Source organism: Pectobacterium peruviense (assembly GCF_003312355.2).
Taxonomy (GTDB): Bacteria; Pseudomonadota; Gammaproteobacteria; order Enterobacterales; family Enterobacteriaceae; genus Pectobacterium; species Pectobacterium peruviense.
In genome coordinates, this window is record NZ_CP161826.1 from 4,193,573 (window position 1) to 4,210,549 (window position 16,977).

Below are 16,977 nucleotides of genomic sequence, written 5' to 3' on the forward strand. Positions count from 1 at the left end.
GCACAGCCATACAGTCATCTCCACGAGGCGTCTCAGCACGGGACGCCTCGTTTGCATGAGCTATAGATTACCGCATAAGAAAGGGGTCGTTGGCTGTACGATATCCATGAGAATTTGATGGTACTGATGGGACAGCACAGCGATATCTTCCGCTTTAAACGCTGCTTGCTGATAATTAAAACACAGCGTCAGTGCATCATCGTCATAAACAGAGAGCGTTAAATCCAACCGGGCCTGACGACTCGCAATATCCGCAATCTGATACTCAGCCTCATTAATCTGCACAACCTGCGGCATTGCCGTCAGATAGTTAAAGCTGACAGGGAAACGCAGCTTATCAGCCCACCCTTTGGCTCGGACGTCAGTCATTAATACATCGTAGGGCAACGTCTGATTGTCCAAAATGGCATGGATCTTATTCTGGTTACGCGCTAAAAGCGTTCTGAAAGATTCCTGAGCAGGCGAATCATCGTAGTAAGTTACCATGTTAACGAAACAACCTACCGTAGTGGCGTTCTCTGTCAGCATGCGATTTGACACGGGAATACCGATAGGAACATGACGATAGTCTGTTGTTTTGAGCAGCAGTGTAAAGGCCGTCAGCATGCAGACAAACGGCGTCGTGCGATGCTGCTGGGCATAGTGTTTTATCGCCTGCGTTAGCGTATCGGACAAAATGCACCAATAATTTTCCCCGTTCTGGCTTTCACGTAGCGGAAATGCCGTCGCATCGGCTCCCGCAGTCAGGTAATCCTCCATCTTATCCAGCCAGAACTGGCGCTCTACCGGATAGCATTTATCTTTGATACGCAACTGCTGTTGCCGATAATGCAGATAACGTTCCTCACCGCCTATCTTGTAGCTGCGGTCACCCGCGCTATAAGCCCGGATATATTCAACAAATTGATTGAAAAATAATCCAATCGCATCATGGTCGAATACCGTATGGTGCACACGCACCAGCAGAATATGCCGTTGAGTCGTCAGCGAGACCAGATGAAAACAGATGAGCGGCGAATGTTCTACATCCATCTCTGGCGTATTGACCAGCTCCAGCAGTTGTCGGTCACCCAGCGTATTGGCCAACCCACCAGGAGGGAGAGCCGTCAGTCGTTCAATCGGAATCGCCTCGATCGGATAATCCCCTTCAAGGCATTGCATCCTGTCCAGATCAAAGCGGGTTCGCAGCACCGGGTTACCTTCCAAAATACGCCGGAGACTCCATTCCACGGCAGACTCATCCAGCGTGCCCTCTACCGTCAGACGAAAAGCTAATTGATAGACCGATGGCTCTGGGCTGAGCTGATCCAGCGTTAGAAAATAGCGCTGCTGCGATGATGGCGCGAGTGCCTCGATATCCGTTTTACTCTCATCAAACGCGGGCTCATCATCGTTAACATAGTAAGGAACGATGAAAGCAAGTAAATGGGGCGTCGCGTTGTTGAAAAATAGTGGGTAATCAATTTCGCTAAACAGCCGTTTGCGAATCAGTAGCCTAGCTTTCATCGCCTGAAGTGAATCGCCCCCTAAATCAAAAAAGTTGTCGTTGGCACCGAGTTCACGATAGCCAAGCACCTCCTGCCAAATATCAATCAGTTCCTGTTCCAGCTCATTACCTGCGGTTTTAAAAGGGTATCCTAGCTCAGGGCGCTGCGGACAAGGCGCCGGGAGCCGGCTCACATCCAGTTTTCCATTAGGCAGTTTAGGTAGGGTTTCCAGCATAATAAAATGGGACGGATGCATCGCTCTCGGCAGCTTGTCTTGCAAGAATCGGCGCAGGTCGTTTGTCGCAAGCGATGGATTACGACTCACCAGATAGGCCACCAAACGCTGACGCCCATTTTCCTGAATCGGCCGCACCAGCGCCTTATCGATATCCGCATGCTGACGTAAAACGATTTCGACCTCTTCAGGTTCGATACGAATACCATTAATCTTAATCTGCCGATCGATACGTCCCAGATATAGGATCTCCCCGTCCGGCGTCCTTTTCCCCAGATCGCCGGTGCGATGTCCCCAATAGCTTTTATCGCCGCTGACATGGGTAAAGAAACGCTGTTGAGTGAGTTCATCGCGGTTAATGTAGCCACGGGCGACGCCTTCACCAATAGCGCAAATCTCCCCCTCTTCCCCTTCAGACACGGGGAGCAGACTCTCATCCACGATCAGAATTTCGCTGCCACGCAGTGCCTTACCGAGCGTCACACTTTTCCCTGGTTTTAATTCAGCAAACGAGCAGTTGGCCGTCGTTTCCGTCGGGCCATACAGATTAAAGAGCCTAACATCAGGGATTTGCTGGAACGTGCGCTCTTTCAAATCAAAAGAGACGGGTTCGCCAGAGAGAAAGACCGTTTTAGGCAAAGCCCATGCGTGAGAAGAAGATTTCTGATAGCGCAGCAGTTCATCCCAAACGGTCGGCACGCAGTAAATAGCCCCGTCCGGATGCTGTTGATGCCAGCGTAATAAAACCTCCGGCTCATTCAAGCTATCGGCAGGCAAAATAAAGAGAGTGTCGCCGCGTAATAAAGGCGCATAGAGCTGTGTCACGGCGGCGGCAAAGCTGAGTGTCGATGTCAAAGGGAGCGTCGCACGGGTCTCTGGCCACACATCCTCATTAAACCAGTTCAGATAATAGCTCAGGTTCCGGTGTTCAATAGCCACCCCTTTTGGCTTCCCTGTAGAACCAGAGGTATAGAGAATATAAGCGAGATCGTTTTCGCAAACGGGTGGTAACACCGCCACAGGTTCATCGGGATAATGAATATCCTCTAGTGCAAGCGTGGAGGGAAAAACCTTATCGATAGCTGTTTTATTTACCATCGTTCGCGTCGAGATAAGTAAAAACGCCGAAGAATCATCAAGGATCTGAATTATTCTTTCTGACGGATGAAAATGAGAAAGAGGAACATAGGTGTGTCCAGCCTTTAAAATAGCCAGTAAGACCACGGGCATCATGACGCCAGGTTCCAGATAGACGGCAATTCTGCCACGTTTATTATCCGGATAGCGTGATAACAAATAATCGGCCAACAGGCGTGAGTGTGCTTCTAACTGTTGATAAATCAACCTATCGCCATTAAATTCCACCGCAGTCTTATTGGGCTTTTTCAATGACCATTCAGAGATAATTTCAAAGACGGCTTTTCTACTTTTCATCATTTTCCTTCCATATTGTAAAAGGATGCTTTTTTGCGGGAATGGATCTAACGCGAATTCCGGTATCTCATGCGGTGATAATTAATATTGTACAAATCGATGGGTTCGCTATACCAATACCAGGAAAGGCTCGCGGAATAACACGTATGCCTGAGTATGGGTTTAACAAATAAAAGACATGATTGCCTATATACCAAAAGGACTACGCCAGAATTCGACAGGTTCCCCGTACCCTGACGGGTATTATTTCCCCTTCCCTTTGCTATTTTTTATTGACAGTGCATCACACCCTATTTGCAGATAATTGGAGGCTCCGATGGATTCACAATTTATCGGTTCTGTTATTAATGCGTTACCGCTGGAAAATATGATTAGCGGGCCATTACAGGCAATGATTAACGCACAGGTTCAAGCCAGCAAGGCCTACACGGATTTTCTATTATCCGTATGCATTCAGAATAATAAAGCCGTCGCCATCCAATTCGATTACGACGAGACACTGATTGATGAAAGTGGCGTAGCAAAAGGCGCGGTGACGAAAACGATGCGCATACCGCTGATTGCCGCGATTACCCATCCGATCATTTCTATTGAAGAAGGGACAATCGATTTCGAGCTTGAAGTGACACAGAGTGAATCTTCATCCGATGACACGGGAGAAGACGGCAATCTGGCTGCTTCACTGGGATGGGGGGCTTTCAAGGTCAAAATGGCCGGTCGGGTATCACACAAATCAGCGCAGACCCGGACTACGGACACGCGCGCCAAATACAGCATTCACACACAGGTAAAACGCCAACCTGCGCCTGAAGCGCTCATGCGTGTCATCGATTTCCTGACCGATGCTGCAACCAGGCCAAGCACTCCAGCAGAAAAAAGTACGCCACAAACAGCGGAAAACGCCGCGCCACCAGCGTCTACGGAGCAGCAAGAAGCATCGTCATAATCAAAACACATTACTCAGCGGCATAGTGCATGCCGTACCTGCATAACGCGTAAAAGGATGCCTGGCGTGACCCCTGGCATCACCAGAGGATCAGATCATGGCATCGGCAAGAGTGCTCCATACCTTATTTGAACAGCAGCGGCATCAGACGCCGGACGCCATCGCCCTGAGAAGCGATACAGAAACGTTGACCTACCGGCAATTAGATCAGCGTGCAAACGCGCTGGCGAGCGATCTGTTGCAGCGGGGCGTAAAGCCAGAGGATGTTGTCGGTATCTATTTAAATAAAAGCCCGAATCTGATCGTCAGTCTGCTCGGCGTATTGAAAACCGGTGCATGTTATTTACCGCTTGATCCGTACTACCCGCATGAGCGTCTGGATTATATGGTCAATCATGCCGATGCGCGTTTGGTCATTACTGACGATGAACACGCGCTGACGCTGACGCCAGACCGTTGTGAGATTGTTGATATCAACCAGATCGATCTGACCTCTCAGCTAATGCCAACGCTTCCCACGGTCAGCGAAGAACACCTTTGCTATGTGATGTACACCTCCGGCTCAACCGGAACACCAAAGGGCGTCATGGTCAGCCATCGGACGGTGGTCAATTATTTGGCGTGGATGCAAAGCGCCTTCGACCTGCATCACAAAGACGTCGTCCTTAACCAGTCTACGTTCAGTTTTGACGTGTCGGTGTGGGAAATTTTCTGGCCACTGATCGCTGGCGCAAGCTGTGCAGTCATCACCGAGGACGCAAAGTACGATCCACTGCTGCTGGCAGAATTTATGTGCCGTCATCAGGTCACCGTCGCACAGTTTGTGCCAACGGCGCTGCGTGTTATTGCTGATGCGGAGGTGCTATCTCGCTGCACCTCGCTATGCCATATCTTTTCCGGTGGTGAAGCGCTCGATCAAAGCCTAGTCAACGATCTTTCCCAGCAATATCTGGGAAAAATCCACAACCTCTACGGCCCGACCGAAGCAACAATATTTGCTTGCCATTGGCACTGCCAACCGGGGGCAGAGGAAAAAATCGCCCCAATTGGCAAGCCAATCCCTCATGCAGCCGCTTATGTATTAGATGAAGCGCAACAGCCTGTCGAATTGGGGGAAAGCGGCGAGCTTTATCTGGCAGGGGATATTCTGGCAAAAGGTTATCTGCATGCGGAAAAGCTGACACGGGAGCGATTTGTGGATGACCCATTCAGCCACCAGGCTGGACAAAAAATGTATAAAACGGGTGACTGGGTTAAGCAGCGTGCCGACGGCGTACTGGAGTTCATTGGCCGAATAGACAGTCAGGTTAAATTGCGCGGGCACCGTATTGAGCTGGCAGAAATAGAAACTCACCTACAGGCGCTACCGCAAATTAACCATGCCGCAGTTATTCTCGAAAGGCGTCTGGAAAGCGCTGCGCCATCACTCTCGGCGTTTTATGTATTACGACATCAAAAGAGCATCGATATCCAGGAGATAAAAGCGCACCTTGCCAAAATATTGCCTTTTTTCATGGTGCCCTCTCATTTCGTTGCGTTGGAAAAAATGCCAACACATCCCAATGGAAAAATTGATAAATCTAAACTGTGTTCCTGCGTAAATAACTAATGGTGGAAAAATGTCAAATGACAAAGCAATATTACCTTCAGAAATAGAAAAAAATATTATTTCTATCTGGCGGGCTGTACTTAACAATCCAAAGGTTTCCATTCAAGAAAACTTCTTCGATGCGGGAGGGAATTCCCTGCTGATGTCCAAAGTTTATCGAGAAATAAAAAATAAAATAGAGTCACCCATCTCTATTGTTGATTTATTCCAATACCCAACGGTACAGATGCTAAGCAAGCGTATTAGCGAAATACACGCTGGGAAATCAAGCAACAAGAAGTAATTACGCCAAAAAGCGGATTTATACTCTAAATAACTCGAGTTTCAGGCAGTCGGCAAGCGAAGGAATCCCGATGAACTTACTCAATTAAGTAATTCGGGTGACTGAACGCTGCCAACACACATGCAACTTGAAGTATGACGCGTATATCAGCCGGGGGAATAACCGCCCAGCAATGGGCAATGTGTTTCATCATTCTTATTTCACTGATAATAGGTGGTAATACCATGTCTGCAAATCAACTGAACTCTGCTTCGGCAGTAAAAGCAAAAGTGGCTTCAGCAATTAATGTTGTTCTGAGTCACCAAAACTCATCTAAACCCGCTCACTACTATGCGATTGGTCAGAAAATTCTTCCTAACGTCAAAAAATACTGGCGTACGAAGTCTATTCCAGCCATTCCAGTTTCACTCAAAGCATCATTGCAACACCCGTCAGCATCCGGCCTGAAAAGCGTTATCAGCCGGATTACTGCTGAAATCGCAGGTAGCAAAAAGTAATTCACTTTTAATTTAGCTGTCCCTTCTATATTCACGGCGTAGGACGTCGACCTTTCTTTCTCTGAATATCATTCGCAGAGGGAAGGTTAACGGCCTGCGCCGTGAAAGGAGGCGAATATATTCACGGTGAGGTAATGAAATGAAACAGCAAGAACAGTTCCGCGATAAGGATATTGCCATTGTAGGAATGTCAGCCCGCTTTCCCGGTGCAGAAGATACCGCAATATTTTGGCAAAACCTGTTGGACGGCGTGGAGACGATCAGCACATTCAGTGAAGAAGAACTGAGGGAGTCAGGTATTGAAGAAGAGATGATCGCCTCACCCAACTATGTTCGCCGTCGGGGAATTCTGGGTAACGCACAACACTTTGATGCTAATTTCTTTGATATTACGCCTCGTGATGCCGAAATTATGGATCCACAGCATCGTGTCTTTCTGGAATGCTGCTGGCACGCGTTTGAAGATGCGGGCTATGTGCCCACCACCTACCCCGGCAAAGTTGGCATATTTGGCGGAACGGGAACCGCCTGGCATTTAAGTAAAGTGAATGCCCATCCTGAAGTACAGAAATACGCCAGCGGCGCATCGGTCGTCACCAACAACGATAAAGATTACGTAACGACCCGGGTGTCTTACAAACTCAACCTCAAAGGGCCGAGTGTTAACGTACAGACAGCCTGCTCAACCGCGATGGTCGCCGTCGTGATGGGCATGAACAGCCTGCTGAACGGGGAAAGCGATCTGATCGTCGCTGGCGGTGTTTCCGTGGATACGCCAGAACGCCGGGGTTACCCCTATATGCAAGGCGGCATGGAATCCGCAGATGGCCGCTGCTATGCCTTTGACTCACGTGCCAATGGCACGGTGTTCAGCCGTGGTGCGGGCGTGGTATTACTGAAACGCCTGAATGACGCCGTACGCGACGGCGATCATATTTACGCCGTGCTGAAAGGCGGCGCGGTAAATAACGACGGTAACCTGAAAGCAGGCTTTACCGCACCGAGCATCCACGGGCAAATCGCCGTTGCCAAGCAGGCAATCGCGAATGCGCAGCTTGATCCCGCAACAATCAATTTTGTTGAAGCTCACGGTACCGCGACAGCGCTGGGCGATCCCATCGAATTCACCTCGCTCACACAAACGTTTCAGGAATACACGGATAAAACCCAGTATTGCCGCCTGGGCTCGGTAAAAACCAATATCGGCCATACGGACGCGGCATCGGGCATGGCTAGCCTCATCAAAGCATCACTGGCGCTGGAAACTGGCAAGCTACCCGCCTCGCTCCATTTCGAATCGCCAAACCCTAACATTGAGTTTGAAACCAGCCCGTTTGTCATGAATACCGAACTCAGTGAGCTGGAACCGTCGGAAACACCGCATCGTGCGCTGGTGAACTCTTTCGGCGTTGGCGGTACCAATGCCTGCGTCATTTTGGAAGCCGCACCGCCGTTAGACGCGGGTGATGCCCATGACGATAGTCTGCTGGTTTTACCTTTCTCCGCGAAAAGCCGTACGGCACTGGACGATATGAAACGCCGCCTGCGCGATTACCTCAGTGCGCATGACGACGCCAATCTGGCGGATATCGCCTACACCCTACAGGTCGGAAGACAAAGGTTCTCACACAGCACGGCCATTATTGGAAAGGATCGCGATTCGCTGCTGGCCAAATTGGATCAGCCTTCACTGATGGTGACACGACAGGGGAAAAATCAAAAATCCGTTGTGTTTATGTTCCCAGGACAAGGCAATCAATATATCAATATGGCGCGCGAGCTATACGCCACATACGACGTCTTCCGCAAGAACATGGATCAATGCTGTGACTATCTGGAACCGATTCTGGACGTCAACCTGAAGTCGATTATCTTCCAAGACACCGACGATACCGCCGCTTCCCGCATCAATGAAACCCAATTTACCCAGCCGTCTTTGTTCGTGGTGGAGTACTGTCTGGCAAAACTGTGGATGTCGTGGGGCATTCAGCCGGATGCCATGATTGGCCACAGCGTGGGTGAATACGTGGCAGCCTGCCTGTCCGGCGTGTTCTCACTGGAAGATGCGCTGAAAGCCGTGGCGCTGCGCGGCAAGATGGTACAGGCATTACCGGCAGGAGATATGCTGGCCGTCCTGCTCGATGAAGAAAGCCTGAAGGAAAAACTTCACGGCACCAAGCTGGAAATTGCAGCAGTTAACTACCCAGGACTATGCGTCATCGCTGGTGCTTCAAGTGATATCGCACGTTTCCAACAGCAGTTAGAAGACGGGAATATCTTCTGCAAACATCTGGATACCTCGCATGCTTTCCACTCGCACATGATGGAACCCATGCTACCCGCCTTCAAAAAGGTCATTGATAGCATCAAGCTGCACGCGCCGCAGATCCCGTTTGTTTCTACCGTTAACGGGGAATGGGTCACTGAAGAACTGGCGAAGAACAGCGACTACTGGGTGCGTCACGTACGTAACCCAGTGATGTTTTCTCATGCCTTCAAAACGTTGATGGCTGAAGAACATCAGGATTTTGTGTTTCTCGAAGTCGGGCCGGGGCGTTCACTGGAATCGTCCGCCAAGCAGCATTTCAGCGCAGAAGACGGCGCATTGATTTACGCCTCACTGCCAACGGCCAAAGACGTTGCTTTATCCGGCGAGCATATCCTCTCGACGCTGGGCGCACTGTGGGCAAGCGGCGTTGACGTTCCGTGGCATCAGCATCATTCAGAACAACACCGCCGCCGCATCCCGCTGCCGGGCTATCCTTTCGAGCGCAAACGCTTCGCCCTGCCTGCTCTGTCGTCAGCAAGCCATGATGCGCAAAGCGAACAATCCGTTAAAGCTAAAAAGCGCAAACAGGCCGATATCGGTGACTGGTTCTATATGCCGACCTGGAAGAAAACTATTCCGGCAAAATACATGGCAGGCAAACGCGCTGAAACTGAGAGCACCTGCTGGCTGCTCCTGACCGATACGCTGGGCATCGCCGAACACGCGAAGCAACTGCTGGAAAATGATGGGCATAAGGTCTTCGTTATCAGCCCTGGAGCGGAGTATCAGGAAACGCTTTCCGAAGGACGATATACCCTCAACCCGTCCGCGCGAGCCGATCATGTCCGGCTACTGAAAAGCCTGACGGAACAAGGGCTGCGACCGTCTCATATTCTGTATTTATGGAATCTTACGGCGGAAGGACAGGCACAGCCGCTTGAGCATACCTATCTCTCCTCACCGTTGAATACGTTCTACCCTGCCCTCTATCTCCAACAGGCGCTGGTGAACGAGAATTTGCTGGACGATCTGCATGTGATCTTTGCCACCAGCAACACATTCAGCGTCATGGGCGAGCGCGTCACTTCACCAGAAAATGCGCTGCTCGTTGGGCCTTCGCGTGTGTTCTATCACGAATATCCCGAAGTACAGTGCCATCTGGTAGATGTCGATCTAAAACAGAATGCCGCTCAGCCAGATGCACTTGCCCAGTGGCTGATTGCAGAAAGCCATATTGCAACACATGGCAATCTGGTGGCCTACCGCGGAAATCAACGCTGGGAAGAAAGTTACCAGGCCGTGCATCTGAAGCAGGACACTATTGGCTTACCGGCTGAACTGAAAAACGACGGCGTCTATCTCATCACTGGCGGTCTCGGTGGCCTGGGAATACTGGTCGCCAATCACCTGTCCGAACAAAGCAATGCAACGATCATCCTGACGTACCGTACCGAGCTGCCGCCTCGTGAGGAATGGCAAACCTGGCTCCAGCAGCACCCTGTCGATGATGCTATCAGTGAAAAACTGGCGAGCATTTTACGTCTGGAAGCGCGTGGCAACCCGGTACATCTGGCACAGGTAGACGTGAGTGACTATCGCGGTATGCGTGACGTGCTATCCGCCTTCCCACAGATCGATGGCGTGTTCCATACCGCAGGTGTGCCCGGCGGTGGCATCATTCCACTGAAAAGCGATACCGATTGCGCCAGCGTGCTTGATCCTAAGGTCGCAGGTTCGCTCATTCTGGATGAACTTCTGCAAGACAAGCAGCCTGACTTCTTTGTTCTGTTTTCCTCCATTACCGCCATTGTGGGTGATGAAGCCCGCATCGATTACTGCTCAGGCAATGCCTTTATGGACGCCTTTGCCCATTATCGCAACCAGCGTCGCCGTGGACGCACCGTCTCGCTGAACTGGGGACAATGGGGTGATGTGGGGATGGCAGCTCGCTGGAGCAAGCAGTTGCAAGAGAAGAAACACAGCAAGCTACCCGCAGTTGAAGAAACCAAAGGTGACCTGCTTACCCTCGTCGAACGCGAAGGTATGCAGGAAAGCTATCAGGTCAATCTCGCTGTGCAGCAGGACTGGGTTATTGATGAACACCGCCTTGCAGGTCAGGCATCGCTGGTTGGCGCGACGATCTTATCGCTGCTGCATGAGTTCATTACGCACGTTAAGCCACAGGAAAGCCTTCAGGTCAAAAATCTGATGCTGACTAAGCCTATTATTTACACCGATGACTGGCCACGAAAGATGAGACTGTTCATCACGCCAGAGGGGAAAAATTATAAGTTCAGCCTTAAGAGCCGGGGCGTGCTTGAGCTCGTATGGCAAGAACACGCATTCGGGGGCATTGGCCACAGCGCTCAGGCGGCTGACATCACGCCACTGTCGATTGATGCGATCAGACAGCGCTGCACCACGCAGATTGCCTACTCGCCGTTTATCACCGAGCTGGGAAATGCCAACACGGGCGAGAGTTTCCTGTCGTTCAGCCAGCGCTGGAACAACCACCGCGAGATCGTTCAGGGCCATAACGAATGGCTGATACATAAAGAGCTGGGGAGCGAATATGAGCACGATCTTACTCGCTACCCGTACCATCCTGCACTTATTGATGCAACGGCCATATCTTGCATAGCATTGATTACCCAGGAGAACTTCCTGCCAATCAGCTATGGGAAAATGGCTTTCTTATCTCCGCTGGAGAAAGAGTGTTACGCCCACGTCAAGCTCAAGCAAGCCTATCAACCGCAGGATAGTGCCATCGTCATGGATATCACGTTCCTTTCACCGACAGGCGTTCGGCTGCTGACGCTGGAAAATTACACGCTGATGAAGATGACGCTGGGCAATCAGGTCGGCACGCAGGAAAACGCCTCAGTGGCGATTCCAGCCGCAGTGAAAGTGAATCTGGCAGATAAAGACATTCTGTTATCAGAAGGTCTGGATGCGATAAAACGCCAGCTCGCACACCTGGAATTTGACCAATTAGTGGTCGTTACCAGCGATCTGGAACAACTCATTTATGAGTCTATTCCTGAGCAGGAAACGCCTGAACTCACCCTGCAAGACAGCGAAGCAACGGAAGGCTACGCCAGACCGGCACTCTCTGTGGATTACATTGCGCCAGAAAATGACATTGAGAAAGAGATCGTCAAAGTTTGGCAATCCATTCTGGGGATTTCGGGTATCGGCGTTAACGACAGCTTTACTGAACTCGGCGGGAATTCACTGCTGGCAGTACAGGTTGTCTCCACCGTTTCCGGCATATTTGAAATCGATATTCGCGTTGATCTGTTTTATCAGAACCAGACAGTGAAAGGGCTATCGACGCTGATCCTCACTGAGCTGGAAGCCTTATTGCAGGAATAAGGGAACGGCCGCCTTCAGCATAAGCGCCGAAGGCGGCTGCTAACGTGAAAACCGAATGCCATAAAATGAGACTCGATAATGACGCATCTTCCCACTGGAAAACTCACCTCACTCAGCTTGGATGAGATTAAAAAGCTGGCAAGAGAAAAGAAAAAAACAGGTGCCGCGCTATCAGGCAAAACCATTACTCCGCATGCCACGCCTGGCAAAACGCATTTCCCCATGACCAGTACGCAGAAGAGTATCTGGATGCTCGCCCAATACCTTGACGATAGTCAGGTCTATAATAATCCCTATGTTCTTGCATGCAGGATTGAACACGACATGGAGCCGGCGCGAGTACAACAAACGCTCAACTATCTAATGCAACAACATGACATTCTGCGTACAACCTTCCGTCTGGTCGATAACGACGTGTGCCAATGCATTGCTGACGATATGTCTTTCACAACTTTTAGCTTTGACGACATCTCAGCATTCAACGAGGAAGACATTGAAAAATATGTCTCGGATACGGCCAAGGCAAAAGGAAAAATTGTTTTTGATCTGGAAAATGGCCCATTGGTTTATCTCCATATGGTCAAAACCCATCGGTATGAATATGTCCTGTTCCTGACATTTCATCACATCATTTCCGATGGGTGGACGGTCAATGTGTTTTTCAAGATGCTCATGGAAAACTACTTTCGTCTGTTGCAAGGAGGGACATTACCCATCGAAAAAACGCTCCAGTTCGCCGATTACGCGCTGGCGGAAAATCGATGGTATGCCCAAGGGGAATACCAGACCGGGCTTGCCTACTGGACGAAAAAACTGGATGGCATCACGGGGCAATTAGATCTGGCAATGGACTACCCTCGCCCTGCGAAAATGAGCACGGCTGGGAAAATAGCCAGCCAGTTCTTTGATTCGTCCTTCTGCCAGCGTTTACAAACCTGTGCAGCGCAGCATCAGGCAACGCAATTCCACGTTATCCTCACGGCTTACCAACTCCTACTGCATAAATACAGCGGACAGCAGGAAATCATCATCGGGGCGCCGTTTGCCAACCGGAATCTGCCCGTCACGCAAAACATGATGGGGCTATTCATGAATACCCTGCCATTACGTTTTGATATCGATCCTGATGCCAGTATCGCCTCCCTGATTGAGGGCGCGCGCACCGAATGTGAAGAAACTATGAGGCATCAGGATGTGCCGTTCAATTATATCCTAGACGAGATTACCTATGTGCGTAATCCCCAGATCAACCCGATCTTCCAGGCAATATTGACCTATCAGGTCTTTCCTCATTTTCACAGCAGCCATGGCGGATTCAAATATAAGCCGTTAAAAGTGGATTACGGCACTGCCAAGCTGGATCTGAATTTATGGGTAGAGGAAGACAAAGATAGCGACGGCCTGCTATTCACGATGAACTACAGCAGCGCGCTATTTTCCAGCGCTACCATCCAGCGCATGCTGAACGATCTGCGAACCCTTCTTGAAACCTTAATCACCCAACCGCAGTTAACCGTGCGGGATATCTCACTGTTAGGCGACGAAGAACGCAGCGCAACAATCGCGCAATGCCACTCGACAGTGAACACGCCCCCGCCTGCGGTTCATTCGCAGTTTGAACAACAGGCACAACAAAAGCCGGATGCCATCGCGGTTCGCTGTGAAGGGCGCACGCTTACCTATGCTCAGCTCAATGAACGGGCCAACCAGCTAGCTCATCAGCTACAGAAAGACGGGGTCTCTCATGGTGAGTGCGTCGCGATCTTTATGCCTAAAAGCGAATATTACGTCGTCGCGATTCTGGCTGTGTTAAAAGCTGGCGGATGCTATGTTCCAGTCGATATGGACCTCCCCACTCAGCAGATTGAGTTCATACTGCAAAACGCCGCCGCCCGCTGTGTCATCATCGACGAAAAAGCGCCCGGTGAAATGCTCCCCTGCCTCTACGTAAAACAAAACCGCAGCATGATGCCAGACAGTAACCCACAGGCGGTTATCGATGGCCCCGCTTACATCATTTATACCTCGGGCAGCACAGGGAAACCAAAGGGTGTACGGGTCAAACATTCGCAGTTAAGCCACTATTGCCAAGCCATTCAGCCGGTACTCAACCTGCCGCCAGATGCTCGCTACGGCATGTTTTCATCCTTCACAACCGATTTGGCACACACGGTGTTATTTCCCGCGCTGATCCATCAAGGTCAGTTGGACGTGATCACGACTGAATTACTCCGTTCCCCACAGGAACTATTCGCCTATCTGGCGCACTATCCGGTGGATTGCATAAAAATTACGCCATCGCATTTAGCGACGTTATTGACTTCATCGCAAGCTGAAGCGTTATTACCGCATAGCCTGTTGATTATCGGCGGAGAACGCGTCCCTCTGTCCCTCATCACGCGCGTACGTGAGTTCCGATCGCCTTGCCGCATCCTCAATCATTATGGCCCAACCGAGTGCACCGTCGGCGTCACTACCTACCCAGTACCAGACGACCTCAGTGCCCTTTCGGGTGACTATTTACCCATCGGTAAACCCTTATCCGATAGCCATGTGCTGCTGCTCGATCCTTATCAGAAGTTGGTTCCAAACGGATTGCCGGGAGAAATTTATCTGGGTGGTTCACATGTCGCGGAAGGATACATCGGCCTGCCGGAGCAGAATGACGCACGTTTTATTCCTCATCCTTACCTTGAGGGCGAACGGCTTTATCGCAGCGGTGACAAAGGCCGCTTCCTGCCTGATGGCAACCTTGAGTTTATGGGGCGCTTGGATCGCCAGGTTAAAGTACGTGGCTACCGTGTCGAACTGGCGGAGATCGAGCAGGCATTACAGCAGGTCGCTAATGCGACTCACGTTGCCATTAAACAAAATACGCTGCCACACGGGGATGCAGTCCTAACCGCGTACCTGTGCGGCATTACTGAACCCAATCAGGCCGCAGTAAAAATAGCACTGCACAACAAGCTGCCGGACTATATGCATCCCGAACGTTGGGTGTGGCTAGATGCGATGCCATTAACGGCCAGCGGCAAGATAAATTATGCCGCGTTACCGATGCCTTCGATGGAAAAAAATGTCTCGTTCCATGCCCCGGAAAATCAGCGCGAGCACGATCTGCATGAGATTTATCGCGATATTTTACAAAACGATACCGTTGATACGCAGGAGAGCTTTTTCACGCTTGGCGGGAATTCTCTCAGCGCGTTAAAACTCATCCTCAGCGTTAATCAGCATTTTGGGACATCCCTGTCTTTGGGACAGCTGTTTGAAAACAGCAGCATTTCCCAGTTGGCCTGCGTTATTGGAGAAAAAGGATCCCAGACTCAAACAGCAAGGGTGACGATCAATATTGGGCAGCCTGAAAATAAATCTACTTTGCTTCTGATCCACCCTGCGGGCGGTAACGTGCTGTGTTATTCCGCGTTGGCGCGTGAATTGGGCGGGAGCTATCCGATCTACGGCATTCAAGTACCCGATTTCAGCCGTAACCCACCTTATAACTCAGATATCAAAGCGCTTGCGGCTTTTTATGTTTCACAGGCGGGTGACGTTATTCATCACTCTCGTCTGGTGCTCGGAGGATGGTCTCTCGGCGCAACTATCGCGTTTGAAATGGCGCAACAGCTCGCGGAAAAAGGCATAAAACCCACCGTATTAGTGCTGGACCAGCCTGCGCCAGAGATCAACATCGACGGATCGGCAGATATGAACGAGGCCGAGCGTCTGTCGTACTTTGCGCAGAAAGTCGCCTTATTTACTGGCGCATCTTTCGATCTTTCAGAGCAGTCACTTTCAGACATAAGCAACGAGCAGCGAACAGCGCGTTTTCTGGCTGAATTTAAACGCGTGGGATTAGTTCCTGAGTCGATTGGGCTGGCGGAATTTCAGGACTTTATCAACATCCTGCAAGCCCATATCTACGCAACAGAAGCTTATCGTGGTCAACCCTATCCAGGAGATGTACTGGTCGTCGAGGCGGAAGATATCTTACCGGGTCGTACCCGCCTGCCAGAGTCAGGGCTAGGGTGGCGGCGTCTCACGGCAGGATGCCTGACGGTACTGCCGGCTTCCGGCGATCATATCTCGATGATGAATGCACCACATATTTCCCGCATAGCCGAACAGCTAAAGAACATATTGCGATAACACGTCCGCCGTCTACGCCTTCAAGGGTAGAACGGCGGTTTTATTACGTAAGCGAGGAGAAAAAATGAGCCATCCCCCGTCATTAACCGTTTGGCGATATCTGGTATCACGCGATGCCCTTCTGACCATAATCATACCGGTCGTTATTTACAACATCGCATTTTGGCTGGGGGGAGCTGGCGTTGCTCTGTTAATTACAGCCATCTATTCTGGTGCGCTGCAATATTTCAGCCGTTGGGAAGGGACTCTGCCAATCATCGCCCTCATCCTGGTCTCAGGGCTTAGCCACTATCTCTATTTGGAAGGGGTCATGCTGTTTGATATCAGGCAGGAGAGCGTCTTTTTATCGGTCAGCGGCGCAATTTCTACCGTCATTATCTTTAGCGCTTACAGCATCAAGGGACGTCCAGTGATACGGACATTGGCGGAACAGGCCACACCAAAACTCAAGACGCTGCCCGTCTATGGCTCACCGCTGTACGTCAAAGTCTGGAACGAGGTAGCTCTCGTCTGGATTCTGGTTTATCTGGTGAAAGCCATCATCATCTACACCCTCTCCCGCCAGCCAGAATTACCGATGGATACGCTTGTCCTCATTAGCGGATGGCCGCTTACGTTACTGCTGGTGATCTTCAGTTTCAAATGGCCAACGTATCGCTGGTCTTCACATGCACACGATAACGCTGCCTGAAT

The 16,977-nt window shown here is 50.6% G+C and carries 8 protein-coding genes; 7 read left to right on the forward strand and 1 reads right to left on the reverse strand.

Annotated features, from left to right (window positions below; translation table 11 throughout):
* Window positions 1-60: 60 nt before the first annotated feature.
* Entirely contained in the window at window positions 61-3,159 is a 3,099-nt protein-coding gene (locus DUT67_RS18870) for a non-ribosomal peptide synthetase (protein WP_223254599.1), read from the reverse strand.
* 313 nt (window positions 3,160-3,472) lie between these two features.
* Here DUT67_RS18870 and DUT67_RS18875 point away from each other — a divergent pair, with 313 nt between their 5' ends.
* The 7 genes from DUT67_RS18875 to DUT67_RS18905 all read left to right on the forward strand — a co-directional run bounded on the left by DUT67_RS18875 (window position 3,473) and on the right by DUT67_RS18905 (window position 16,975).
* Window positions 3,473-4,102: a DUF2589 domain-containing protein gene (locus DUT67_RS18875; RefSeq protein WP_113626305.1), complete on the forward strand. Its 630-nt coding sequence runs from the start codon at window positions 3,473-3,475 to the stop codon at window positions 4,100-4,102.
* Between the two features lie 97 nt (window positions 4,103-4,199).
* Window positions 4,200-5,711 (forward strand): amino acid adenylation domain-containing protein, encoded by a 1,512-nt coding sequence (locus tag DUT67_RS18880; RefSeq protein WP_113626306.1) that lies wholly within the window; start codon window positions 4,200-4,202, stop codon window positions 5,709-5,711.
* Window positions 5,712-5,721: 10 nt separating this feature from the next.
* A complete protein-coding gene (locus DUT67_RS18885) occupies window positions 5,722-5,994 on the forward strand; it encodes a phosphopantetheine-binding protein (protein ID WP_113626307.1) in 273 nt (90 codons plus the stop codon).
* 224 nt (window positions 5,995-6,218) lie between these two features.
* On the forward strand, window positions 6,219-6,491 hold the full coding sequence (locus DUT67_RS18890; RefSeq protein ID WP_223250552.1) for a hypothetical protein: 273 nt from the start codon (window positions 6,219-6,221) through the stop codon (window positions 6,489-6,491).
* A gap of 139 nt (window positions 6,492-6,630) precedes the next feature.
* Window positions 6,631-12,135 carry a type I polyketide synthase gene (locus DUT67_RS18895; protein ID WP_113626308.1) on the forward strand — a complete coding sequence of 1,835 codons (5,505 nt, stop codon included), beginning with the start codon at window positions 6,631-6,633 and terminating at the stop codon, window positions 12,133-12,135.
* Between the two features lie 78 nt (window positions 12,136-12,213).
* Window positions 12,214-16,284: a non-ribosomal peptide synthetase gene (locus DUT67_RS18900; protein WP_113626309.1), complete on the forward strand. Its 4,071-nt coding sequence runs from the start codon at window positions 12,214-12,216 to the stop codon at window positions 16,282-16,284.
* 64 nt (window positions 16,285-16,348) lie between these two features.
* Window positions 16,349-16,975: a hypothetical protein gene (locus tag DUT67_RS18905; protein ID WP_113626310.1), complete on the forward strand. Its 627-nt coding sequence runs from the start codon at window positions 16,349-16,351 to the stop codon at window positions 16,973-16,975.
* The last annotated feature ends 2 nt before the right edge of the window (window positions 16,976-16,977 follow it).

Bases quoted from the DNA above. Each gene is read 5' to 3' on its own strand.
- DUT67_RS18870 (WP_223254599.1), bottom strand. From the start codon at position 3,159: ATGATGAAAAGTAGAAAAGCCGTCTTTGAAATTATCTCTGAATGGTCA.
- DUT67_RS18875 (WP_113626305.1), top strand. From the start codon at position 3,473: ATGGATTCACAATTTATCGGTTCTGTTATTAATGCGTTACCGCTGGAA.
- DUT67_RS18880 (WP_113626306.1), top strand. From the start codon at position 4,200: ATGGCATCGGCAAGAGTGCTCCATACCTTATTTGAACAGCAGCGGCAT.
- DUT67_RS18885 (WP_113626307.1), top strand. From the start codon at position 5,722: ATGTCAAATGACAAAGCAATATTACCTTCAGAAATAGAAAAAAATATT.
- DUT67_RS18890 (WP_223250552.1), top strand. From the start codon at position 6,219: ATGTCTGCAAATCAACTGAACTCTGCTTCGGCAGTAAAAGCAAAAGTG.
- DUT67_RS18895 (WP_113626308.1), top strand. From the start codon at position 6,631: ATGAAACAGCAAGAACAGTTCCGCGATAAGGATATTGCCATTGTAGGA.
- DUT67_RS18900 (WP_113626309.1), top strand. From the start codon at position 12,214: ATGACGCATCTTCCCACTGGAAAACTCACCTCACTCAGCTTGGATGAG.
- DUT67_RS18905 (WP_113626310.1), top strand. From the start codon at position 16,349: ATGAGCCATCCCCCGTCATTAACCGTTTGGCGATATCTGGTATCACGC.